Annotated in this window: 17 protein-coding genes, 1 tRNA gene and 6 pseudogenes; 18 read left to right on the top strand and 6 right to left on the bottom strand. The window is 52.2% G+C overall.

Going from position 1 to position 24863, the window contains the following annotated elements; translation table 11 throughout:
• Positions 1-99: 99 nt before the first annotated feature.
• The 8 genes and pseudogenes from glmS to O3W44_RS12500 all read left to right on the top strand — a co-directional run bounded on the left by glmS (position 100) and on the right by O3W44_RS12500 (position 8194).
• Complete coding sequence (gene glmS / locus O3W44_RS12535; RefSeq protein ID WP_269293317.1) at positions 100-1929, top strand: glutamine--fructose-6-phosphate transaminase (isomerizing); 1830 nt, start codon at positions 100-102, stop codon at positions 1927-1929.
• Positions 1930-2092: 163 nt separating this feature from the next.
• On the top strand, positions 2093-3136 hold the full coding sequence (gene pstS / locus O3W44_RS12530) for a phosphate ABC transporter substrate-binding protein PstS (protein ID WP_269293316.1): 1044 nt from the start codon (positions 2093-2095) through the stop codon (positions 3134-3136).
• An 88-nt stretch (positions 3137-3224) separates the two neighbouring features.
• Positions 3225-4186, top strand: a pseudogene (gene pstC, locus O3W44_RS12525) (phosphate ABC transporter permease PstC).
• Positions 4183-5073, top strand: a complete 891-nt coding sequence (gene pstA, locus O3W44_RS12520; RefSeq protein ID WP_269293315.1) for a phosphate ABC transporter permease PstA — start codon at positions 4183-4185, stop codon at positions 5071-5073. The pseudogene pstC and the gene pstA overlap by 4 nt, the downstream one beginning before the upstream one ends.
• A gap of 37 nt (positions 5074-5110) precedes the next feature.
• Positions 5111-5884, top strand: coding sequence for a phosphate ABC transporter ATP-binding protein PstB (gene pstB, locus O3W44_RS12515; RefSeq protein ID WP_269293314.1), 774 nt, complete (start codon positions 5111-5113; stop codon positions 5882-5884).
• A gap of 17 nt (positions 5885-5901) precedes the next feature.
• A pseudogene (phoU, locus tag O3W44_RS12510) lies at positions 5902-6637 on the top strand (phosphate signaling complex protein PhoU).
• A 108-nt stretch (positions 6638-6745) separates the two neighbouring features.
• On the top strand, positions 6746-7984 hold the full coding sequence (locus O3W44_RS12505; RefSeq protein ID WP_269293313.1) for an MFS transporter: 1239 nt from the start codon (positions 6746-6748) through the stop codon (positions 7982-7984).
• A 115-nt stretch (positions 7985-8099) separates the two neighbouring features.
• Positions 8100-8194 (top strand) — tRNA-Sec (locus O3W44_RS12500).
• Between the two features lie 119 nt (positions 8195-8313).
• Here the strand turns inward: O3W44_RS12500 and O3W44_RS12495 are convergent.
• From O3W44_RS12495 to O3W44_RS12475, 5 genes and pseudogenes are all read right to left on the bottom strand, one after another.
• A pseudogene (locus O3W44_RS12495) lies at positions 8314-9446 on the bottom strand (ROK family protein).
• 137 nt (positions 9447-9583) lie between these two features.
• A complete protein-coding gene (dnaC, locus tag O3W44_RS12490) occupies positions 9584-10324 on the bottom strand; it encodes a DNA replication protein DnaC (protein WP_269293312.1) in 741 nt (246 codons plus the stop codon).
• On the bottom strand, positions 10324-10860 hold the full coding sequence (dnaT, locus tag O3W44_RS12485) for a primosomal protein DnaT (RefSeq protein WP_269293311.1): 537 nt from the start codon (positions 10858-10860) through the stop codon (positions 10324-10326). The genes dnaC and dnaT overlap by 1 nt, the downstream gene beginning before the upstream one ends.
• 109 nt (positions 10861-10969) lie before the next feature.
• Complete coding sequence (locus tag O3W44_RS12480) at positions 10970-11650, bottom strand: hypothetical protein (RefSeq protein ID WP_269293310.1); 681 nt, start codon at positions 11648-11650, stop codon at positions 10970-10972.
• Positions 11651-11910: 260 nt separating this feature from the next.
• Positions 11911-12435 carry a hypothetical protein gene (locus tag O3W44_RS12475; protein ID WP_269293309.1) on the bottom strand — a complete coding sequence of 175 codons (525 nt, stop codon included), beginning with the start codon at positions 12433-12435 and terminating at the stop codon, positions 11911-11913.
• A 139-nt stretch (positions 12436-12574) separates the two neighbouring features.
• On the opposite strand from O3W44_RS12475, the gene O3W44_RS12470 reads away from it, so the two are divergent.
• From O3W44_RS12470 to O3W44_RS12430, 9 genes and pseudogenes are all read left to right on the top strand, one after another.
• Positions 12575-13135, top strand: a complete 561-nt coding sequence (locus O3W44_RS12470; protein WP_269293308.1) for a DNA-3-methyladenine glycosylase I — start codon at positions 12575-12577, stop codon at positions 13133-13135.
• Between the two features lie 115 nt (positions 13136-13250).
• A complete protein-coding gene (locus tag O3W44_RS12465) occupies positions 13251-13913 on the top strand; it encodes an OmpA family lipoprotein (protein WP_269293307.1) in 663 nt (220 codons plus the stop codon).
• 163 nt (positions 13914-14076) lie between these two features.
• On the top strand, positions 14077-15066 hold the full coding sequence (locus tag O3W44_RS12460) for a LacI family DNA-binding transcriptional regulator (protein ID WP_269293306.1): 990 nt from the start codon (positions 14077-14079) through the stop codon (positions 15064-15066).
• A gap of 65 nt (positions 15067-15131) precedes the next feature.
• Positions 15132-16158: pseudogene (locus O3W44_RS12455) on the top strand (LacI family DNA-binding transcriptional regulator).
• Between the two features lie 138 nt (positions 16159-16296).
• Entirely contained in the window at positions 16297-17046 is a 750-nt protein-coding gene (locus O3W44_RS12450) for a sugar phosphate isomerase/epimerase family protein (protein WP_269293305.1), read from the top strand.
• A gap of 9 nt (positions 17047-17055) precedes the next feature.
• Entirely contained in the window at positions 17056-18009 is a 954-nt protein-coding gene (locus tag O3W44_RS12445) for a sugar kinase (RefSeq protein ID WP_269293304.1), read from the top strand.
• A gap of 35 nt (positions 18010-18044) precedes the next feature.
• Positions 18045-19325, top strand: a complete 1281-nt coding sequence (locus O3W44_RS12440) for an MFS transporter (RefSeq protein ID WP_269293303.1) — start codon at positions 18045-18047, stop codon at positions 19323-19325.
• A gap of 71 nt (positions 19326-19396) precedes the next feature.
• The gene (gene ghrB, locus O3W44_RS12435) at positions 19397-20371 is read left to right on the top strand and encodes a glyoxylate/hydroxypyruvate reductase GhrB (protein WP_269293301.1); all 975 of its coding nucleotides are present in this window, start codon (positions 19397-19399) and stop codon (positions 20369-20371) included.
• 80 nt (positions 20372-20451) lie between these two features.
• Positions 20452-21699 (top strand): valine--pyruvate transaminase, encoded by a 1248-nt coding sequence (locus O3W44_RS12430; protein ID WP_269293300.1) that lies wholly within the window; start codon positions 20452-20454, stop codon positions 21697-21699.
• Here O3W44_RS12430 and O3W44_RS12425 read toward each other — a convergent pair.
• Positions 21696-23146 (bottom strand): annotated as a pseudogene (locus tag O3W44_RS12425) (aminotransferase-like domain-containing protein). The gene O3W44_RS12430 and the pseudogene O3W44_RS12425 overlap by 4 nt on opposite strands.
• 240 nt (positions 23147-23386) lie before the next feature.
• On the opposite strand from O3W44_RS12425, the pseudogene O3W44_RS12420 reads away from it, so the two are divergent.
• A pseudogene (locus tag O3W44_RS12420) lies at positions 23387-24854 on the top strand (hypothetical protein).
• Positions 24855-24863 lie beyond the last annotated feature (9 nt).

Raw genomic sequence — 24863 nt, 5'->3', positions numbered from 1 at the left:
ATAATCCCCACTCTCTACAAGGCTCGGGAACCGGCAAAGCCGGAAATCAGGTCGCATGACAACGAAAATGGCGAAGAGCCATGAAGTCAGGAAAACATTATGTGTGGAATTGTTGGTGCAGTAGCGCAACGCGATATCGCAGAGATATTGCTGGAAGGTTTGCGTCGTCTGGAGTATCGCGGGTATGACTCGGCCGGTTTGGCTGTGGTTGATCGTCAGGGGCACGTTACGCGCCTGCGCCGTTTAGGCAAAGTTCAAAAGCTGGCGGAAGCCGCAGAACAGCAGCCGTTGATTGGCGGCACCGGTATTGCGCACACGCGTTGGGCAACCCACGGTGAGCCGTCAGAAGCCAATGCGCATCCGCATATTTCTGAGCACATCATTATTGTTCACAACGGCATCATTGAAAACCACGAGCCGCTGCGCGAAATGATGATTGAGCGTGGCTATCATTTTGCCTCTGAAACTGACACCGAAGTGGTTGCACATCTGGTGCATTGGGAGCAAAAGCAGGGCGGCTCGCTGCGCGAAGTGGTACAGCGCGTTATCCCTCAGCTACGTGGTGCATATGGCATGGTTATTATGGACAGCCGCGATCCGTCACTGCTGGTGGCTGCTCGTTCCGGTAGCCCATTGGTTATCGGCCGTGGTGTAGGTGAAAACTTTATCGCCTCTGATCAGCTGGCGCTGCTGCCCGTTACCCGTCGCTTTATCTACCTGGAAGAGGGTGACATTGCTGAAATCACGCGCCGTGATGTCACGATCGTCGATCGCGCGGGCAAGCCAGTTGTGCGTACAGAAATTGAATCCAGTGTGCAATACGATGCGGGTGACAAAGGCCTTTATCGTCACTACATGCAGAAAGAGATTTATGAACAGCCGATGGCGATCAAAAACACCCTGACCGGGCGTTTTAGTCACGGCGAAGTCGATCTCAGTGAGCTGGGTGCGCAAGCCGAAACGCTGTTAAGCCAGGTTGAGCACATTCAAATTATTGCCTGCGGCACCTCATATAACTCCGGCATGGTTGCGCGCTACTGGTTTGAATCCCTTGCTAACCTGCCGTGTGATGTAGAAATCGCCTCTGAGTTCCGCTATCGCAAATCAGCGGTGCGTAAAAACAGCTTGTTAATCACCCTGTCTCAGTCTGGTGAAACTGCCGATACGCTAGCGGCGCTGCGCCTGTCGAAAGAGCTTGGTTATCTCGGAGCGCTGGCGGTGTGTAACGTCGCAGGTTCTTCGCTGGTACGTGAATCCGACCTGGCGCTGATGACCAAAGCAGGCACCGAAATCGGGGTGGCGTCTACCAAGGCGTTTACCACTCAGTTAACCGTACTGCTAATGCTGGTGGCGAAGCTGGGTCGTCTGAACGGCATGGCGGCAGAAACTGAACATAACATTGTGCATGGTTTGCAGGCGCTGCCAAGCCGCATTGAACAAATGCTGGCGCAGGACAAGCTGATCGAAAATCTTGCTGAGGGCTTCTCTGACAAACATCACGCTCTGTTCCTTGGGCGTGGCGATCAATATCCCATCGCCATGGAAGGGGCATTGAAGCTGAAAGAGATCTCCTATATACACGCAGAAGCTTACGCTGCGGGTGAACTGAAGCATGGTCCATTAGCACTGATTGATGCTGACATGCCGGTCATCGTGGTCGCGCCTAACAATGAACTGCTGGAAAAACTGAAATCGAATATTGAAGAGGTGCGTGCACGTGGCGGCTTGCTGTATGTATTTGCCGATCAGGATGCCGGTTTCAATGACAGCGAAGGGATGAAAATTATTCCCTTGCCACATGTAGAAGATGTTATTGCGCCAATTTTTTATACGGTGCCGTTACAGCTTCTCTCCTATCACGTCGCGCTGATAAAAGGCACTGACGTCGACCAACCGCGTAATTTAGCAAAATCAGTTACCGTTGAATAAAAAAGTGGGCCCCAGTGCGGGCCCGCTCCTTTTAATCACTGTCACATAACTGTCATATTTCCTACATTTAGCTGTCATCAAACTGTCCTATTTTCCCTCCTGCAGCAATCACTGACTCTTACTAAAATGGCTTTGAGCCTGAGATTAACTCCCTGGAGGGAACATGACACTGATGCGTAGCACCGTAGCCCGAATCCTCGCCGCCACCTTCGCAGTAAGCGCGGTATCTGCTTATGCAGCCACCGATCTCACTGGCGCAGGCGGGACGTTCCCGGCGCCGGTTTATGCCAAGTGGGCAGCAGAATATCAGCAAGCCACGGGTAGTAAAATTAACTACCAGGGTATTGGTTCATCTGGTGGCGTGAAGCAAATTATCGCCAAAACCGTTGATTTCGGCGCGTCAGATGCACCAATGAAAGACGAAGACCTGCAAAAAAATGGCCTGTTCCAGTTCCCAACCGTGATCGGTGGTGTTGTGCTGGCAGTTAACCTGCCGGGCATTAAATCGGGCGAACTGACGCTGGATGGCAAAACGGTGGGTGACATCTACCTGGGTACGATCAAAAAGTGGAATGATCCAGCGATTGCTAAACTGAACCCCGGCGTGAAACTGCCAGAAACTAACATCAACGTGGTTCGCCGCGCTGACGGTTCAGGCACCTCTTTCGTCTTCACCAGCTACCTGGCTAAAGTGAACGAAGAGTGGAACAGCAAAGTAGGTAAAGGCAACACTGTGAACTGGCCAACCGGTCTGGGCGGTAAAGGCAACGACGGCGTTGCAGCCTTCGTACAGCGTCTGCCGGGTTCAATCGGCTACGTTGAGTACGCCTATGCCAAACAGAATAACCTGACTTACACTAAGCTGATGGATGCAGATGGCAAAGCCGTCGCGCCAGATGAATCAACCTTCAGCAACGCAGCCAAAGGCGCAGACTGGAGCAAATCTTTTGCTCAGGATCTGACCTTCCAGAAAGGCGACAACGCCTGGCCAATCACCTCGACTACATTCATCCTGATGTACAAAGATCAGGCTAACTCTGCTAAAGGTAGCGAAGTGCTGAAGTTCTTCGACTGGGCTTACAAAAACGGTGACAAAACGGCCACCAGCCTGGATTATGCGACCCTGCCTGACAGCGTAACCGAGCAGATCCGTTCAGCCTGGAAAGCTAATATCAAAGACAGTTCTGGCAAGGCGCTTTACCAGTAAGTGAATGACCCTGACCGGACATCAGGTTCGGTCAGACCCTACGGGCGGCGTTATGCCGCCCTGATAACCTCTGAAGACTGAGACTTCTATGGCTGCAACGAAGCCGGCATTCAAAGCCCCAGGCAAGCAAGGTGACAGAGTATTCGGTGCGCTGGTAAAACTTTCCGCGCTAATCGTACTGTTGCTGTTGGGTGGCATCATCGTCTCCCTGATTTTCTCCTCCTGGCCGAGCATTCAAAAGTTTGGTTTTTCTTTTTATGGACCAAAACCTGGGATGCGCCAAACGAACAATTCGGTGCGCTGGTTCCGATTTACGGCACTATCGTTACCTCTCTCATTGCATTGATTATTGCCGTACCGGTGAGCTTTGGGATCGCGCTGTTTTTGACGGAACTGGCACCAGGCTGGTTGCGCCGCCCATTGGGCACCGCCATTGAACTGCTGGCGGCCATTCCCAGCATCGTTTATGGCATGTGGGGATTGTTTATCTTTGCCCCGCTGTTTGCAGAATATTTTCAAACACCGGTAGGCGAAGTGTTATCAGGCATTCCGATTGTTGGCGAGCTGTTTTCCGGCCCCGCTTTCGGTATCGGGATCCTTGCCGCTGGCGTGATTCTGGCCATCATGATCATTCCTTACATCGCCTCGGTAATGCGTGATGTGTTTGAGCAGACGCCCGTCATGATGAAAGAGTCCGCTTATGGTATTGGCTGCACCACCTGGGAGGTGATTTGGCGCATCGTGTTGCCGTTTACTAAAAACGGTGTGATTGGCGGCGTGATGCTTGGCCTGGGGCGTGCGTTAGGGGAAACCATGGCGGTGACCTTTATCATCGGTAACACCTATCAGCTCGACAGCGCATCGCTCTTTATGCCCGGCAACAGTATCACTTCTGCACTGGCAAACGAATTTGCTGAAGCGGAATCGGGTGTGCATGTCGCTGCACTGATGGAGCTGGGTCTGATTTTGTTTGTTATCACCTTTATCGTGCTGGCGATTTCAAAATTAATGATTTTGCGCCTGCAGAAAAGTGAAGGAGCGCGCTCATGACCACGATTGAATTGCAGGCGCGTGCTGAGCTGGAACAATCACGTCGTAAGATGCAGTCCTGGCGCAGCACTAAAAATAAAATCGCATTAACGCTGTCATTGCTGACCATGGCATTCGGCCTGTTTTGGCTGGTGTGGATTTTGTTCACCACGGTAACGCGCGGTATCGATGGCCTGTCATGGACGTTGTTTACTGAGTCTACTCCGCCGCCCAACACGGCTGGTGGCGGTTTAGCCAACGCCCTGGCAGGCAGTGGCTTGCTGATTTTCTGGTCCACGTTCTTTGGTACGCCGCTGGGCATTATGGCAGGCGTCTATCTGGCTGAATATGGGCGCAAATCCTGGCTGGCGGAAGTGATTCGTTTTATTAACGACATTTTACTGTCAGCGCCGTCCATCGTGGTGGGACTGTTCGTTTACACTATCGTAGTGGCGCAAATGCAGCATTTCTCCGGCTGGGCTGGTGTAATTGCACTGGCTCTGCTGCAGATTCCGATTGTGATCCGTACAACTGAAAACATGCTGCGCCTGGTGCCAGACAGCATGCGCGAAGCCGCTTACGCGCTGGGTACGCCTAAATGGAAGATGATTTCTGCCATTACGCTGAAAGCGTCGGTGTCGGGCATTATCACCGGTGTGCTGCTGGCGATTGCACGTATCGCAGGTGAAACCGCGCCGCTGCTGTTTACTGCCTTGTCGAACCAGTTCTGGAGTACCGACATGATGCAGCCGCTGGCTAACCTGCCAGTCACTATCTTTAAGTTCGCTATGAGCCCGTTTGCTGAATGGCAGAGCCTGGCCTGGGCTGGCGTACTGATTATTACCTTATGCGTGCTGTTGCTGAATATCATAGCGCGCGTGATTTTTGCCAAGGGCAAACACGGTTAATGCTGCCCTGCGCGGCACCGTTTAAGAGAGACGAGCAATGAGTATCGCGAATTCATCATCCGGTAAAATTCAGGTCCGTAATCTGAACTTTTATTACGGTAAGTTTCATGCGCTGAAAAACATCAACCTGGATATTGCTAAAAATCAGGTCACTGCGTTTATCGGACCTTCTGGCTGTGGCAAATCCACCCTGCTGCGTACCTTCAACAAAATGTATTCGCTCTACCCTGAACAGCGTGCTGAAGGCGACATCCTGTTAGACGGTGACAATATTTTGGCTTCGCATCAGGATATCGCTCTGCTGCGCGCCCGCGTGGGCATGGTGTTCCAGAAACCGACGCCGTTCCCCATGTCGATCTACGACAACATTGCTTTTGGTGTGCGTTTGTTTGAGAAGCTGTCGCGAGCGGATATGGATGAGCGCGTTCAGTGGGCATTGACCAAAGCGGCATTGTGGAATGAAACCAAAGACAAGCTACATCAGAGCGGTTACAGTCTCTCTGGTGGTCAACAGCAGCGTCTCTGTATTGCCCGCGGTATCGCGATTCGCCCGGAAGTGCTGTTGCTGGATGAGCCTTGTTCAGCACTTGACCCGATCTCTACCGGTCGCATTGAAGAGTTGATCACTGAACTGAAACAGGATTATACCGTGGTGATCGTCACACATAACATGCAGCAGGCTGCGCGCTGCTCCGATCACACTGCATTTATGTATCTGGGCGAACTGATTGAGTTCAGCGATACCGACACGCTGTTCACCAAGCCGGCACAGAAACAGACAGAAGATTATATTACGGGTCGCTACGGCTGATTTGACAGGAGATCGCCATGGATAATTTAAATCTGAATAAACACATCTCCGGTCAGTTCAATGCAGAGCTGGAGCATATTCGTACCCAGGTGATGATCATGGGTGGCCTGGTAGAGCAGCAACTCACCGACGCCATCACCGCGATGCACAATCTGGACGGCGAACTGGCTCAGCGCGTCATCGACGGCGATCAGAAAGTCAACATGATGGAAGTGGAGATTGATGAAGCCTGCGTGCGCATCATCGCCAAACGCCAACCAACGGCTATTGATTTGCGCCTGGTTATGGCCATCATCAAGACCATTTCTGAGCTGGAGCGCATTGGTGATGTGGCTGAAAAAAATCAGCCGCACCGCATTGGAAAAGTTTGGTCAACAGCATATGCCGCTGTTGGTGAGCCTGGAATCGTTAGGCCGCCACACGGTAGAGATGCTGCACGATGTGCTGGATGCCTTCGCACGTATGGATCTTAACGAAGCGATCCAGATCTACCGCGAAGACAAGAAAGTCGATAAAGAGTACGAAGGTATTGTCCGTCAGTTGATGACTTACATGATGGAAGATCCGCGCACTATCCCAAGCGTGCTGACCGCGCTGTTCTGCGCCCGCGCTATCGAGCGTATCGGTGACCGCTGCCAGAACATTTGCGAAATCATCTTCTATTTCGTCAAAGGACAGGATTTTCGTCACGTCGGTGGCGATAAGCTGGATGAACTGCTGTCCGGTGATGACGGCAGTAATAAACCGTCTTGATTGTGATCAAACCGTGCGTCGTCCTGACGTACGGTTTCGGTTTTCTCGTTGGACCCCGTTGTAACGCCTCTTTATACTTGCGGCACTCTTCTCTTCAGGTGCTGACTGATGCCCCAAATTTCTCAACCTAAGCAGAGCGCGACGCCTGCTAAAGCGATGCTGGCTGCCGTTAGCGGTTATGCTATGGATGGATTTGACCTGTTAATCCTCGGTTTTATGCTGCCCGCTATCAGCGTGTCGCTGGCGCTCGATCCGTCTCAGGCCGGTTCGCTGGTGACCTGGACGCTAATTGGTGCAGTCATTGGCGGCGTTGTATTTGGTCATCTGAGCGATCGCTTTGGCCGCATTCGCGTTTTGACTGTCACTATTCTGGTCTTTTCGGTTTTTACCGGACTGTGCGCAGTGGCGCAAGGTTACTGGGATTTGCTGATTTACCGCACGCTGGCGGGTGTCGGACTGGGCGGCGAATTTGGTATCGGCATGGCGCTGATAGCCGAAGCCTGGCCGTCAGAGAAGCGTAATCGCGCCTCAGCCTGGGTAGGCATCGGTTGGCAGTTCGGCGTATTACTGGCGGCGTTTATTACTCCGCCATTATTAAGCGTGATTGGCTGGCGCGGCATGTTCCTGGTGGGTTTGCTACCAGCCGTTGTCTCATTCGCTATTCGCCGCAGCATGGGCGAGCCGGAAGGGTATACGCAGCAGGTTAAGCATGTGCCGTCCCTCTCATTCCCGGCGCGGCTTAAGCTGCTGGTGCGCGATCGTGCCACCGCAAAAGCCAGCCTTGGTATATTTATTCTCTGTTCAGTGCAAAACTTTGGCTATTACGGCTTGATGATCTGGATGCCAAGCTATCTCTCTTCCAACTTCGGTTTTAGCCTGACTAAATCGGGCCTGTGGACCGCAGTAACGGTAGTGGGTATGACGTTCGGTATCTGGCTGTTTGGCGTGTTAGCAGATCGCTTTGCCCGCTGGAAAATTTTTCTGCTGTATCAGTTTGGCGCGGTGGCGATGGTGATTATTTATGCCCAGTTGCGCGATCCCACCGTCATGCTGTTTACCGGTGCGTTAATGGGCCTGTTTGTTAACGGTATGATTGGTGGCTATGGCGCGTTGATCTCTGATACGTTTCCGCCACAGGCGCGTGCTACCGCGCAAAACGTGTTGTTTAATCTGGGGCGCGGCGTTGGCGGTTTCGGCCCGGTAGTGATTGGCCTGCTGGCGAGCAAATTTTCATTCGTGGCGGCAATTACCTTGCTGGCACTCATCTATCTGCTGGATATTGTCGCCACGCTGTTTTTATTGCCGAAGAAGCAGAGCAGGGAAGATGCATTAGGCGCGATTGGCTAACATTCTGTGCGCTGTTCTCTGTGCCAGAGGATGGCGCACTGCACAATTCAAAGGAATTGATCTACATCGCGGTGGCGCATCGGGGAGTTGTTATAATCGGCGGCCTTATCAAAAAGGAAGATCGTCGTCTCCGGTGAGGCGGCCGGATTTCAAATCCGGTTAGGGCCGCCAGCGGTCCTGGGCAGGTTCGACTCCTGTGATCTTCCGCCAGCTTCCTGTTTCTCTTCTCACTGAATGTTACCTGTCTTCTGCCTTTATTCTTCCGGTAACCGCAATGTCATAAAACAAAAGGGCAACAAACGCTGCCCTTTTTGTATTTAGTGCGCCGTTTAGCGAACATACTGTTCTGATTGCTCGATAACGGCCAGCGCCAGTCCATTGGCGGGGTCCAGCCGGGTAGGCAGAAAATGCAGTTGCGTGTGCTGGAAAGTAAACCTCAGTGCGCTGGACTCTGCAACGCTACTTACGGCTTCGCAAAATTCAGGATTCGCATTCCATGGACAATCAATCACTATACTGGCTGGATTAAGTAACAACATAATTTGGCTGAGGGCCTTACCTAAAAAACCCCTGCCTGCGTCATTATTTCATTGACGACTCGCGGTGCACTGTCGCGGTTTTGCCAGGTTAATCCGGGATCTCGCTGGGCGAGCTGCTGTTTAATGGCAGGTTGGCTGATTAAAGTTTCAAGACAGCCCTGACGGCCACAACTGCAACGCGGCCCGTTTGGCTGAAGAATTAAATGCCCAACTTCACCTGCTGTCCAGCTGCTGCCGGTATAGACTTCGCCGTGCTGTACTAACGCACCGCCAATCCCTTCAGAAATTCGCAGATAAAAGTGGCTATTCTCGGCTGCCAGCCCCAGATGCTGTACAGAAAGCAGTGCGGCGGCTTTGGCATTATTCATAATGCGAAGGGGTAACCGTACATGTTTGCGCAGCGGGGTAAGCAGATCGACATCCTGCCAGCCAAGATGTGATGAAAAATGCATCCAGCCGCCTGGCGGATCGACAATGCCAGGAAAACCCAGCCCGATACCCAACAGGTCAGGATATTTACTCGCTAATTCGCGGCAGAGCACCGCCAGTTCAGCCAGGAGATTCGCTGGCTGGCTGGTGTCGGTACGAAGCGTTTTTTCAGCAATTATTGTGGAAAAGTAATCACAGACGCACCAGTGGATAAAGTTGCGCTCCACCATCACACCGGCGCTTGGCAACTTCTGCGGCCGTAGCGCGATTTCAATCTTTGGCCGTCCTGCAGCGGCAACGCTGACCGGGCCGAGTTCTTCAATTAAACCCTGTTCCAGAAAGTCATCAATAATCAGCGAAACGGTGTTTTTACTGAGCGATAATGTTTGCGCAAGATCCTGGCGTGATGTCACGCGCACCTTGCGCATTTGCGTCATTACCCGCTTCTGGTTATTTAGCCGTAATAGTGCCGGCCCTTTGCCGATGGCTTTCATAACGCATATACCTGACCAAAGAGAAGTGACTCAGTGTATCAGTGTCTGCGTATTGGTTATCTCACACTTTTGCGCCCTGTTTCACACAACACCGCAATGCCGGGCCTTGTTAAACAAAAAACTGCGGCAAAGCACGATCAATATTCGTCGCCGCGTACCCGGCTGCGATAACTTTCCCAGTCAAAGCGCACCCACAGACTATTGCCTAAGCGCATACGATCCATCACCCTTTCGCCCAGCAAAGCATTCATACCAGCATGATCAAGGTTAGAGAGCATGCCCGTAGGACGTTTAGATGAGGAGCGACGGTCAACTATTTGATTAATAATTACTTTCTCGTAACGCGACTCACTTTGCATACCAATTTCATCAATCACCAGCAGATCGACGCTACTGAGATCGTGTATCAGCCGCTCTTCAGTAATATCGCTGGTGCCGCTAAAAGTGCCCTTCATGCTCGACATTAAATCGGCAACGGTCACAATCAGCACACTTTTCCCGCGTAAGATCAGATCGTTACCAATGGCGGCAGCTAAATGATTTTTGCCTGTACCGGGACGACCGGAAAAAACAAAGCTGGCGATACTGCCATCAAATTCGGCTGAATACTGACGCGCCAGCTCAAGCGCCTTACGCTGGCCTTCGTTTTCGACACGATAATTGTCGAATGAACAGTTGATATGCAGCTCACGAATGCCTGAACGGCCCATAATACGCTGCATTTTCATGGCGCGGTTTTCACGCACAATGGATTCGGAGCGCAAACGGCCTTGCTCCTGATTCCAGGCCAGCAGATCTTCGCCTTTAGTAAATTTAGGCTGCGTGCCCGCAGGCATCATCCTTTTCAGACGGATAAAGAGATCGTTGGGCGTTTTCATTACTCACCTCGGAAACCATCGGGAATAGTACGATCGGGGTTTGGCAACTGTGTGATATCACGCTTCGGCTGTCCGCCGTGTACGGCACGATTCATTTGTAAGCTGCGCGCCAGCTTTTGCTGCCACTGAACGTGATGAAACAGACGGCCTTCCGCTTGCCAGTAGGCAACAAATGCCGCTAACTCAGTTGCGGTGACTGGCTCGCTCAGTGCCACACCCCAAATTGCAGCCTGACGCGAAAAATCAGCATCGGGTTGCCAGCCGTCATACATAGCAAATTTTCCAACCGGCGTATGAATAGCTGCTGGCGCATCGTCAAACAAGCTCTCGTCCAGCGTGACATCATTGGGTTGCTGCGCGGCAGCTTCCAGCGCCAGTAGTTGAGCCAGACGCTCAGGCGTGACGGCATACATTACAGGCGCGTAATCCTGTAACACGGCCAGTGTGCCCTGATCAGCTTGCTGCAAGGCGTTGAGCGGGTCTTGACGAAAGGCATCCAGGCCAATGAGCGTTGAGGTTAAAATTTTGACTGACATGACGAGACCTGAGATTAACGAACACCTTGCGCCGAAGCCGTTAACGCTTCGGCGCAGAAGTCCATATTGTACCTTTTTTAACGCTCAGGATCGCTCAAAAAGCGGATAATCAGTGTGACGTAACCGGTGACGGTTGAAGTTTAGCGGCTGCTGTTTTGGTCACGGGCGCGCTGACGATGTTGTTAACCGGGAGCGTTTGCCATAAATAGCGCACTGAGGCCAACCAGCACAGGCTGTAACCCAGCAATTCTGTACCCTCTTCAGCCATATTTTTAACCACCCTATTGTAGCCATCCAGCATCAGATGTTGCCACAAAGTGGTCGTGCCAAACAGGCGAGAGAAAACCAGCACGACCAGAAAGCCGCTGGCCATTACCGGCCAACTGCGATGTTGTAGCAGGGCTGCCAGGTTCTGCACGGTGAGCTTTGGCGACCGCATCGCGACGGCCAGACTGCCTGCCGTGACCGCCAGCGCAAACCACACCCAGCTTCCGTGATGAATAACATCAAACAAAAAATCCAGTTCACGGATCAGCATGCAGGTATAAAAACCGCCAACCAATGACAGCGCACCACGCTGTTCAGGGCGCTGACGCGCGGCAAGAAAAAACAGCGCAGCCGTGATCGCCAGTAATATCTCCTGGGTGGTTTCAGTAAAAGAAGTTTCATGCAGCGCATCGTTCATCCAGGTTACGTCGATATAAATCGGCGTAATCATCAGAGCAAGGAAAAGTGCTGCAAAGAGAAAAACCGCGATTTCGCGGCCAATAAGTGTCAAATTTTCGCGCATATTATTACCAGTATTATGATTAGCGCGCTTATTATATTTTATTCAAGGTTGCGCCTTTCTCATTTCATGCCGCGCTTCAAAAGCTGGCGCTTACGCCCAGGCTGTAAATGAACTTTTCGCCAGTATTAAGCGCATCAGTTTGTGAAAAAGAGGCAAAAGCCGCCAGATTATTGTTAAGCGGCATATGTGCCCCGACGCTGACATCGAGCCAGTTTTCCTGACGACCGCTTTCGCTCTCATCAGCCTGATAGCGCGTATTTTCATCCGCGAGTTGATGGCTGTAACTTAACTGTGCCCGGGGGCGTTATCCAGCCCATTCTGGAATTAACCCGCCAGCCAACGCTGGCCACTTGTTCCTGGCTGGGGCGATCGCTTAATTCGCATTGTGGGCAGTTAAGTGAAGCCTGATCGGCTGAATATTGCGCCACCGGTCCGGTGGTAACAGACTGACTGAGCTTCACATTCCAGCCTGCGCTATAGCGCGTACCCAGCGATGTGACACCGACGGTAGCGGGTTCGCTACGCAGCGTCAGCGGTGATGAACCCGGCGCATTGAGTGCCGCATCCCATAATCCTCGTTGTTCGTCAGTAAACGCCAACTGACTGAGAGAAATTTTCTCTGCCAGAAGGGTGTTGTAATCGAGATGGGGTGGCGGTTGCGGAATAGCGGACAGGGACGAAAAATCGTCCCACGCAAAGGCCGATTGCACGACGGTGAAAAATAATGTCCCAAAAAATAGCCGCACCGGATGGCGCTGGCCTGCACACTCTCTTTTTTGCAACATGAACACTCCAGACCAGGCTGAAGGAACGATAGGGCGTCTTGATTTACAGTCAGTTATTGCGCCTGTTGTTTAACTATTAACCCATTAATTTTAAGATCAAGGCCCGCGATAAAATTTTTCCAAAATAAGGAATAAGGCGATGCAACGATGTGGCTGGGTGACTCAGGATCCTCTCTATCTGGCGTACCACGATAATGAGTGGGGTATTCCGCAAACCGACAAGCAAAAGCTGTTTGAAATGCTCTGCCTTGAAGGCCAGCAAGCAGGCTTGTCATGGATTACGATACTGAAGAAGCGTGAAAATTACCGTGAGGCATTCGCCCAATTTGATCCGCAGATTATTGCTTTAATGGATGAGCAACAAGAGACGGCGTTGCTGCAAAACAGCGGCATTATTCGCCATCGCGGTAAAATTGCTGCCATTATTACCAATGCGAAGGCTTACCTGGCCATGGAAGCTCAAGGCGAGGATTTTGCGCGTTTCATCTGGAAATTTGTCGATAACGCGCCAATTATTCACCATTATGCTGATTATAAACTGGCACCGACAACCTCAGAGCACGCTGTTGCGCTCTCCAGAGCGTTAAAAGCACGTGGCTTTAAATTCATCGGCCCCACAATTTGCTATTCCTTTATGCAGGCATGTGGGCTGATTAGCGATCATCAAACCAACTGTTTTTGCCATCCTGATAACCTTTAGCTGCGAATTTTTAGAAAATAAGACGTTCCCTCAAAACTTTCCTCATCGTTAAGCGGCATAATCGTGCCGCTTTGGGGGACTTTTTCCCCTGCTTGTTGAATGTAAGGGTACGAATATGCAAAAGAAATTATTAGCGATCACCTTGTTACTCAGTGGCAGTCTGGCACTGCCAGGTTGTACTACCAATCCCTATACGGGCGAATCTCAGGCCGGTAAATCGGGGATGGGTGCGGGTTTAGGGGCGCTCGTTGGCGCGGGTGTGGGGGTGCTCTCCTCATCGAAAAAGGATCGCGGCAAAGGGGCGCTAATTGGTGCAGCAAGCGGTGCGGCATTAGGCGGCGGCGTAGGATATTACATGGATGTGCAGGAGGCTAAACTGCGTGACAAAATGCGTGGGACGGGCGTCAGTGTCACGCGCGAGGGCGATAGTATCGTGCTCAACATGCCGAACAACGTGACGTTTGATTCCAGCAGCAGCAGCCTGAAGCCAGCGGGTGCCAATACCCTGACCGGTGTTGCAATGGTGCTGAAAGAGTATCCAAAAACAGCGGTTAATGTGATCGGTTATACCGACAGCACCGGTACGCGCGAATTAAATATGCGTTTATCGCAGCAGCGTGCGGAAAGCGTTGCCAGCGCGTTAATTGTGCAGGGAGTAGCGAATAATCGTCTGCGTACGCAAGGTGCAGGACCGGATAACCCTATCGCCAGCAACAGCACCACAGAGGGTAAGGCGCAGAACCGTCGCGTCGAAATTACACTCAGCCCGCTTGGTTGATTTTATATCGCCCTCTGAAAAGAGGGCGCTCTGCCGATTTTTAACTCTCTTTCGGCGATTTTAAGTAAATAGTGCGCTGAAGTTTCCAATTATGAGTTTGCTCATAGAGCCAGGCGGTACTTTATGCTAGCTTGACCAAAAATTGATCGGTGAGTAATGCATCATGTCGTTAAAAGCCATTGCTGCGGTGTTAGGCTTGTCAGTGACGACGGTCAGTCGCGCATTAAATGGCTATGAGGATGTGGCTGAAGAGACACGTCAGCGCGTGGAAGAAGAGGCTCACCGACGTGGTTATCGTCCTAATGCCGCTGCGCGTCGCCTGAAAAGCGGTCGCGCGAATGCCATAGGGTTAGTTTATCCGGTGTGTGCGCCTCCGTTAACGGATAACCACTTCAGCGACATGCTACTGGCGCTTGATCAGCGTCTCACTCGCGATGAAATTGACCTGTTACTGCTTGCAGATAAACCGCAGGACAGCCAGCGCACCTTAAACCGCACGCTGCGTAGCCGCACGGTTGATGCCATCATTGTCACTCACACCACGCCTCAGGATCCGCGCCTACGTTTCCTGCAGCAAAAAGGCTTTAGCTTTCTGGCGATTGGCCGCAGTGATCTACCTGATACTTACGCCTGGCTTGATGTTGATAACTACGCGGGATCGCAACTCGCGGTTGAGTATTGCCTGCAGCAGAATATGCCAAAAATCGCCTGGCTTGGCGGTAACGAACCTTACACTTTTGTTCGCGATCGCCGTCAAGGCTATATCGATGCGCTGGGCGATATTCCACCTTTTGCGATGGCGGCGATTACACCTTCGCGCCGTGCCGGTTATCAGCAAACGTGTGCCTGGCTGGCACAGAAAAGGATACCGCAGGCAATCATTACGGATTGCAGTGCACTTGCAGAAGGCGCGGCGATGGCGCTACAGCAAGCGGGACGTTTGCAGGGGGTAAACCGGGTCATATTGATTGGCTGGGATGGCTTACCGCGAGATTCGATTCTCGATCAGCCCATTATTGCTATTCGTCAGGTGACGCATAATGAAGCTGGCGAAAGGGTGGCGGAAATGATGTTAGCGATGTTAGATGGCGCGCCGCTGGCGCAGTTGCAGACGCTTTGGCAGCCCTGGCTGCAGCTGCCCAGTGACGCATAACCCCTTTTTGCGCCAGCGCGCGGCTGTGCTAGTCTCTGCCTGATTCTTACTTAGCAGGGTAATTCATGAAAATCAGGCCGTCTCGCGCTACTATCAGCGATGTTGCTCACGCGGCACGAACCGGAAAAACCAGCGTATCTCGTTACCTGAACGGTGAACAACATCTTCTTTCTGCCGACCTGAAAGCACGGATTGAAGAAGCGATTGCCGATCTGCAGTATCGTCCCAGTCAGATGGCGCGTGGACTAAAGCGTGGCCGTACACGTCTTATTGGCTTGATCATTGCCGATATCACAAATCCTTATTCCGTTGATGTGATGTGCGGTATCGAAGCGGCCTGCCGTGAGCGCGGTTTTACGTTGCTGATGTGCAACACCAACAATGAAGTGGATCTGGAGCAGCATTATTTGCAACTGCTCAGCAGCTATCAGGTAGAGGGCATCGTGGTTAATGCCGTTGGGATGCGCGAAGAAGTCCTCAGTCGCTTGCAACAATCCTTGCTGCCCATGGTCCTGATCGATCGCAAAATCCCTGATTTCGCCTGCGACGTTGTAGGATTGAATAATGCCGAAGCGGCAGAGGTCGCGACGCGTCATTTGGTTGATAACGGCTACGAAGCCTTGTTGTTCCTGGAGTGAACCGCTGGGCAGTGTAAATACGCGGCGTGAACGCCTGCAGGCGTTTCGTCAGGTACTTGCTGTTCATCCCCATATTCAGCATGAAAACGCCGAAGTCTCGCTGCATCACGCTGCGGCGCTGGATGAAACCCTTAACGCTTTTTATCATCGCTATGCGGGAAAACGCAGGGCGATAATGGTGGCGAACGGTGCCATGACGCTGCAAGTTGCGCGTGCTATGCAGCGGATCAACCTGCGCTGGGGTGATGATATTGGCCTGCTTGGTTTTGATGAGCTGGAGTGGGCTGCACTGGCTGGCCCCGGTATTACAACCTTAAAACAGCCTACCTGGCAGATTGGTTATGCTGCGCTGGAGCGCGTCATTGCGCGCATTGAAAGCAACGACATCCCCGTGACAGAGCGCGTTTTTTCCGGCGAACTCATTATTCGCGGCTCCAGCCAACCCTTGCGCTGATTTTCAGACTCTTCCCTGCCTTTCCGTGCTCACTTCGTGAGCACGATCATAATTCCATGTTTTGCTACTTTGTTTTGGAACCGGTTCCATCTAACGTTTTTATATTCGTTATGGGGAGTATCCCGTCAGGAGCCGAGCATGAAAGCAGAAATCATCGTCGTTACCGCCGCTTATGGACACCAGCAGATCGCTGAGCTGGGCGGTCAGTTAGCGTTATTGCCCATCATTCAGCAAGCGGGCGCGGACGGCGTGGAGATCCGCCGTGAATTATTCGATGACGCCACGCTGGCGAACCTGCCTGCGCTGGCAGAAGCGGTTAAACACCATCAGCTGAAAACCAGTTATTCGGTGCCTGATTCCCTGTTTTGTGACGACGGCGGGTTAAATCCTCAGTTAAAGCACTACGTTGAAGAGGCTCGTCAGTTAAATGCTCAGCGATTAAAAATCGCGTTGGGCAATTTCACTGGCGATCTTGCCACTGAACAACTGCGTGCACTGCTTGCTGATTTTGATGGGCAGTTAGCGGTAGAAAACGATCAGACTGAACACGGCAAGCTGGCACCGTCGCAGCATTTTTTTGCTGCGGTAAGCGAGGCTGGCTTACCCGTTAGCATGACGTTTGACATGGCTAACTGGTGCTGGACGCAGGAAGACGCTGAACAGGCCGCCGTCGCGCTGGGTAAATATGTCAGCTATGTGCACGTCAAAGCTGCCGTGCCGCATAAAGAGAGTTTCCGCGCTATTGCGCTGGATGATGCTGACGATAGCTGGCGCACGCTGCTGGCACAGTTACCGGCAAGCGCACCGCGCGGCATTGAATTTCCGTTGGCAGGCAGCGATCTGACAGCGGTAACGCGTCATTACGTGACGCTGCTGCGCAACGTGTAAGGAGCAAACATGACAACGCATGAAAACGGCACGCTCGACGTAGTGACCATCGGTGAAGCGATGGCTATGTTTGTTGCGCGAGAAACCGGCGATCTCGCGGCTGCGGAAACCTTTGTTAAACGTGCCGCAGGCGCAGAATTAAACGTGGCGATCGGACTGGCGCGTCTGGGCTTAAAAGTGGGTTGGGTAAGCCGCGTCGGTGATGACGCCTTTGGCCGCTTTATTTGCCAGCAGTTAGAAAAAGAGGGTGTTGATCATCGTCAGGTAACGGTAGATAAGCGTTATCCGACGGGTTTTCAACTTAAATCTAAAGTTGAAGATGGATCGGATCCGCTGGTCGAATATTTCCGTAAAGGTTCAGCGGCCAGCCATCTCTCTGTTGACGATTTTGATCATGACTATTTTGGCTCTGCGCGGCATTTGCACTTAAGCGGCGTGGCGGCGGCACTTTCTGACAGCTCACTGGCGCTGCTGAAGCACACCGCTAAAGAGATGCGCGCGCGTGGTAAAACGCTCTCGTTCGATCCTAACCTTCGCCCGGTGTTATGGCGCAGTGAAGAAGAGATGCGTCACCAGCTCAACCTGCTGGCTGAATACGCGGACTGGGTGCTGCCGGGAGAAAAAGAGGGATTGATTTTAACCGGCTATAGCCAGCCAGAAGCGATCGCCGACTTTTACCTTGATAAAGGGGTAAAAGCGGTGGTGATCAAAACCGGTTGTGACGGCGCATGGTTCAAAACTGCTGAAGGTGAAAAAGGGCAGATTGAAGCCATTCCGGTCGACAACGTGGTTGATACCGTAGGCGCTGGCGACGGTTTTGCCGTGGGCGTCATTAGCGCACTACTGGAAGGTAAAACGTTGCCGCAGGCGATTCGTCGCGGCAACAAAATTGGTTCTTTGGCGATTCAGGTGATTGGCGACAGCGAAGGTTTGCCGACGCGTCAGCAACTGGGCGATGAGTAGCTCGCACCTCAAACGCAATAACAGAGGAGTATCCCATGAAAACGCAGACAATCGCGCCGAAACGCTGGTGGTTCATCATGCCCATCGTGTTTATCACCTACAGTCTGGCGTATCTGGACCGCGCGAACTTTAGCTTTGCTTCGGCGGCAGGCATTAACGATGACTTAGGCATCACGAAAGGCATGTCTTCGCTGCTCGGCGCCCTGTTCTTCCTTGGCTATTTCTTCTTCCAGATCCCCGGCGCAATTTATGCCGAACGCCGCAGCGTGAAGAAACTGATCTTCTGGTGTCTGATTTTATGGGGTGCCTGCGCCTCGTTGACGGGTGTGGTGAGTAATATCCCAATGCTGGCGGCGATCCGCTTTACGCTCGGCGTTGTCGAAGCCGCAGTGATGCCAGCAATGCTTATCTATATCAGTAACTGGTTTACTAAGTCAGAACGCTCGCGTGCAAATACCTTTTTGATTCTGGGTAATCCGGTCACGGTACTGTGGATGTCAGTCGTATCTGGCTATTTGATTGAGTCTTTTGGCTGGCGCGAAATGTTCATCATCGAAGGGTTCCCTGCCGTGATTTGGGCGATTGCCTGGTGGTTCATGGTGCAGGATAAACCTGCTCAGGCGCGCTGGATGAGCGAAGCGGAGAAAGCAGCATTACAGGCTGAATTGCAGAAAGAGCAGGAAAATATTAAAGCGGTACGTAACTATGGCGAAGCCTTTCGTAACCGCAACGTGATTATTCTGTGCATGCAATACTTTGCCTGGAGTATTGGCGTATATGGATTTGTGCTGTGGCTGCCTTCAATTCTGCGTAACGGCACGCAAATGGGCATGGTGGAAGCGGGTTGGTTATCAGCGGTGCCCTATCTGGCCGCGACTATCGCCATGGTCGTGGTGTCGTGGGCGTCAGATAAGACGCAAAACCGTAAGCTATTTGTCTGGCCGCTGCTGCTGATTGGGGCGCTGGCGTTCCTCGGCTCATACATGGTTGGCTCAAATAATTTCTGGATGTCCTATACGCTGTTAGTGATTGCCGGTGCGGCAATGTATGCCCCTTACGGTCCGTTCTTCGCCATCATTCCTGAAATGTTGCCTCGCAACGTGTCGGGTGGCGCAATGGCGCTCATCAACAGTATGGGTGCACTTGGCTCATTCATTGGTTCATGGATTGTCGGCTATCTTAATGGTGCAACCGGCAGCCCGGCCGCATCGTACATCTTTATGGGCAGCGCCTTGTTGATATCGGTCTGGTTAACGTTGATTGTCAAACCGGCACAGAACAAAACGCCGCCGCTGCACGGTGCGAAACACGCCTGAAAGCGTAAGCGTTAACACTTTTTTCCGGGCGGCCTGTGTGTCGCCCGTCACCTATTTACAGGGAGCAATTGATGAAACCATCTGTGATTCTGTACAAAAGCCTGCCTGACGATCTGCGTGCCCGCCTTGATGCGCACTGTACGGTCACTGAGATCAAAGATTTGTCGCCAGAAAGCCAACAGCAATATGCAGAAGCGTTACAGCAGGCGGAAGGTTTACTCGGCTCCGGCGGTAAAGTAAATGGTGAGCTTCTGGCGAAAATGCCGAAGCTGCGCGTCTGTTCCAGCGTGTCGGTCGGTTACGACAATTTTGATGTCGAGGCGCTCAGCCAGCGTCACGTTGTCTTAATGCATACGCCTACCGTTCTGACTGAAACCGTTGCTGACACCATGATGGCGCTGGTGCTGAGCAGCGCACGTCGCGTGACCGAGCTGGATGCGTGGGTAAAAGCGGGTAACTGGCAAAAAAGTATCGGGCCGGATCGGTTTGGGATTGATGTCCATCATAAAACCATAGGGATCCTCGGCATGGGGCGCATCGGCATGGCTTTAGCCCAGCGTGCACACTTCGGTTTCGGCATGAAGGTGCTTTATAATGCCCGACGCGAACATCAGGAGGCGCAATCGCGCTTCGGTGCACAGCGTTGCGATCTGGAAACGCTGCTGAAAGAGAGCGATTTTGTCTGCATCAGTCTGCCGCTGACTGAACAGACCCATCATATGATTGGCGCAGAGCAGCTTAAACTGATGAAACCGGACGCGATCCTGATCAATGCAGGGCGCGGGCCGGTGGTGGATGAGCAGGCGCTGATCGCTGCATTGCAGAATGGTACGCTTCACGCTGCCGGGCTGGATGTATTTGAACAGGAGCCGGTTTCGGCTGACTCGCCGCTGCTAAAACTTCCTAATGTCGTTACACTGCCGCACATTGGCTCGGCGACGCATGAAACACGTTACGGCATGATGCAGGACGCGGTAGAAAACATGATCGCCGCGCTGAGCGGTAACGTTGAGAAAAACTGCGTTAATCCCCAGGCGTTGAAATAATCCGCGCCCCTTCCCATTGCGCCCGCCAGTGGTGGGCGTTATGGTGGATCCCCATTCGTCATGACAACTTTTTAACCGCTATGGCCTTTTCTCAGTTCGGCGACAAATTTACGCAAAATTCCGGTATCTCACGCTTAATGGAAGATATGGGCGCAGGCCTGCGCACGCCCGGCACCATCATGCTTGGCGGTGGCAATCCGGCACAGATCCCGGCAATGAATGACTATTTTCAGCAGCTGCTACAGCAGATGCACGACGAGGGCAAGCTGAGCGACGCGCTCTGCAATTACGATGGCCCGCGTGGTAAAGCCGTCCTGCTTGAGGCACTGGCCGCACTACTGCGCGAAAATCTGGGGTGGTCAATCAGCGCGCAGAATATCGCCCTGACCAACGGCAGCCAGAGCGCCTTCTTTTACCTGTTTAATTTATTTGCGGGTCGTCGCGCTGATGGCAGCAAAAAACGGGTGTTATTTCCGCTGGCACCGGAATACCTCGGTTACGCCGATGCCGGACTTGATGAAGATCTGTTTGTCTCAGCAAAGCCGAACATCGAACTCTTGCCTGAAGGTCAGTTTAAGTATCACGTCGATTTCGAACATCTGCCGATGAATGATGACGTTGGGCTGATTTGTGTTTCGCGGCCAACCAATCCAACCGGTAACGTTATCACTGACGATGAGCTGTTAAAACTGGATGCGCTGGCACAGCTTCATGATGTGCCACTGTTAATTGACAACGCTTACGGCGTGCCATTTCCCGGCATCATCTTTAGCGATGCCCGACCGCTGTGGAATCCCAACATCATTCTCTGCATGAGCCTGTCGAAGCTGGGCCTGCCAGGCGCTCGCTGCGGCATTATTATCGCCGATGAAAAAACCATCAGTGCGATCAGCAACATGAATGGCATTATTAGCCTGGCGCCGGGCAGCATCGGCCCCGCGATAGCCTGTGAGATGATTCGTCGTGGCGATCTGCTGCGTCTGTCGGAAGAGGTCATTAAGCCGTTTTATCAGGAGAAAGTGGCGCAAACCATGGCAATTATTCGCCGCTATCTGCCTGAAGAACGCTGCCTGATCCATAAGCCAGAAGGGGCCATTTTTCTTTGGCTGTGGTTCCGTGATTTGCCCATCAGCACTGAAGCCCTCTATCAACGGCTGAAAGTACGCGGCGTGCTGATGGTGCCAGGCCACTTCTTCTTTCCGGGTCTTGAGCATGAATGGCCGCATACTCACCAGTGCATGCGCATGAATTATGTCCCGGATGCAGAGAAAATTGAGCGTGCGGTGCAGATTTTGGCAGAAGAAGTCGAAAAAGCCTGGCGCGATTAATCCTGCGTATCTGTTAACGATTGCTGGCACCACTGTGCCAGCTGTCGAATTGCCTGTTCCACCTCAGCGTTCCAGCCGAAACCAGCATTAAGCCGGAAGCAGTGATCAAAGCGGTGATCGGTAGCAAAAATATGTCCCGGCGCAATGCCTATTCCGGCATTGCGCGCTTTCAAAACAGCGAGCGCACGTTCAACGCCTTAAGTGGCATTTCTACCCATAACACATAACCGCCTTCGGGTTCAGAAACCCGTGTCCCGGCAGGAAATTCTTGCAGCACGGCCTGCCGCATCTTTGTAATCTGACTGGCCAGTTCTCGTCGCAGTTTGCGCAGGTGTGCATCGTAGCCGCCACTGCGGAGCAATTCAGCTATTGCGGCCTGTGACAGCATGGATGTTCCCATGGTTGAGGTGTATTTCAGTGACGCAATTTTGCGCATGTAATTCACGCTATGCACCCAACCGATACGCATGCCCGGCGCGACCGTTTTTGAAAAGCCGCTACAGAGAATGGCGTTAGGGCTGAAAGCGCGCATCGGAAACGGACGACGCTCACCAAAAGCGGTATCGCCAAAGATGTCATCTTCAATGATCACCACATCATTCTCGTCAGCCTGGCGCGCAATATAGGCTTTTTGCTCGTTGGGAATGCTTTTTCCCAGCGGATTATTGATATTACAAATAGTCAAAAACGCCTGCACCGCTTTGCGACGAAACAGTCCGGTTAGCTTTTCAACATTAACGTAACCTTCCTGACCCGCCTCAACCTCAATCACGCGCAGGTTAAGGTTATGCAGCATCTGTAACAGCACGAAATAGCAGGGCGATTCTACCGCGACAATATCGCCGGGTTTGAGGGTTGCGCGCAGCGACAGCGAAATAGCTTCAATACAGCCGTTAGTGATCAGGATATCGTCGGCACTGATATTGCAGCCATAGTCCACGGCGCGTCGGGCAATTTCCGTTTTAAGCAGCGCATAACCGGTGCCTTTGACCGTGTTGCCAAGCAGGGCGGGCTTACTGTAGCCCATCTGACGCATGAGCAGACCGATCTTCTTTACCGGATAGAGTGCGCTGTCGCCATTGGCCAAATCGAGTCTGACGCGACAGTCAGACCCCAGCATCGCCAGATGTAACTCTGTCTGCTCATCCAGCGGCGCAATATTACGTGGTTGCTCATTGATGACCGCCAGTGAATGTTTTTCCTGTAGTCGTGGCGCGACAAAAAAGCCCGATTTGGGCCGCGCAACCGCATAATGCTCATCTTCCAGCGTGCGCAATGTTTTCAGTGCCGTGGTCAGGCTGACATTGTATTGCGTGGCTAAAGTACGCACAGACGGCAAACGACTGTCCGGCGGCAGGGTACCGGTATGAATAGCCTGTTTAATCTGCTCTGCTATCTGGCGGTAACGACTACTTTGACTCTCCTGTCCCCCGATCACATCCGTCATCTGTTTTACCCCATATCGCGCTGATCTGTGCATATTCACCAGAGTACATTCAAAGTACTTTAAGCTGCATCTCTTAATTATTCATGACACCAGACGGTTATTTCTCCGTAGCCGCTGCGCGTCTGGCGATCTCAATGACCGAGACATTCATTCGCTAATTATACCGTGGCGTTTTTACGTGGAATCAGTGAGTTCCATGTCATTTTAAGCGATTTTATTAGCCAAAGGAAAAAGTGAAAAATGAATAATCTGTCCACCCTGATGAGCCAGATTGAAGGCTATCTCACGCCTGCAATCATTGACTCTGCTAATCGTTGTTCAGAACGTTTACTTGCGGCTTTGCCAGATTCACACCAGCTTAATAATAACCGTGTCCTGCTCGCTTACGGCGGTGGAAAAGACAGCAGCTATATGGTTGCTTATGTGCGTTATATTCAGGGACTGATTTGGCAGCAGCAGGGCAATACCTTTCGCCTGCGCATCAGTACCAACCGTCATGCCGCAATGAGCGACAGTGTGATGGAGAATATTGATCGCGTTTATCAGTCGCTGGCTATTCCGGGTGATGAATTTACCGAATGCCTGGTGGTTGATGGATTACAGATTCGCCCCTTCGAACGTCATCTGCCGATGCCGGACGCTGTACGCCAGCAAAATCGCAATGATGTGCTGATGAATGGACATCGCTTCCGGGCCGATGCACGCTCAACCTTTTGCAACGCCTGCAACCTCAGCATGGTTAATTCGTTTGGCCTGGCCGCTGATTATGATGGCGGCGTTGATGTCATTATTACTGGTGACTCACCACAGGAACAAACAGCATATGTCGCCTGGGCCCGCCATCTTTCACGCCTGTTTGATACGCCGGTAGCGGATAAACGCCGCGGCTTTAGTGGCTTTTTACACACCCTGGATGGCGTCGCTGAGCGTTATTTTTCCGATGTCTACGGCACCGATCAGGTGACGCCTGCACATCGTATTACGCATCAACTGGCGCGCGATCCGCTGTTTTTCAATATTTATCAAGATACTGCCTATGAAGCCGGTGCGCACTGGGCGCTACTCAACGATTTCATGCGCTTCCGCTTTGATGAATTGATGTTCAGCTTTTCTGAATCTGACTGTGGTAACCCAACGTTAATGGCACATATTCGCGGCCTGCGTGCAGAAACGCTGTTGCAGCGCAACTACGCCGAAGGCATTCGGGAATATGTGCGCTTTGCCCTTGGGTTGATGGTGCAAAAAGATTTCCCGTCACAGCTGATCGATGAGATGGCGGCACGTTATCAGGATGATGTTGCTATCGAACGTCAGCGGCAACGTGCGAGTAATTTCGCCAAACAGGCGTTTAATTTAAGTGAAGAGCAGTTAATTTGCATGATCTATTCACCTTTCATTGAAAGGGGTAAACAGCTCAACACCTGGTTGACGCAGCAAAATATTTCGCTGGATGAAACCGCTGTTCGCGCTCTTTTTTGAGCAGCAGCATCACGATACGACGCTCGTTCAGCAGTTATCGCAACGCTCAGGCATGACGATGGCGCAAATGCGTCACTGCTGGCAGAGCAAACAGGTCAGTTCGTTGCTGGACGGCAAGCACGCCGATCCGCTGTCGCGCGTGTTGCGTTTTGATCCGCACAAAGCGGTGATACAGGTCAATAACGGTGTTTTACAGGATACCGTGACCGAAGTGATCTCCGGGCGCTAAACCCGGTAA

The organism is Pantoea sp. LMR881, from assembly GCF_027157825.1.
Taxonomy (GTDB): domain Bacteria; phylum Pseudomonadota; class Gammaproteobacteria; order Enterobacterales; family Enterobacteriaceae; genus Pantoea; species Pantoea haifensis.
This window is presented reverse-complemented; position numbering and strand designations above follow the sequence as displayed.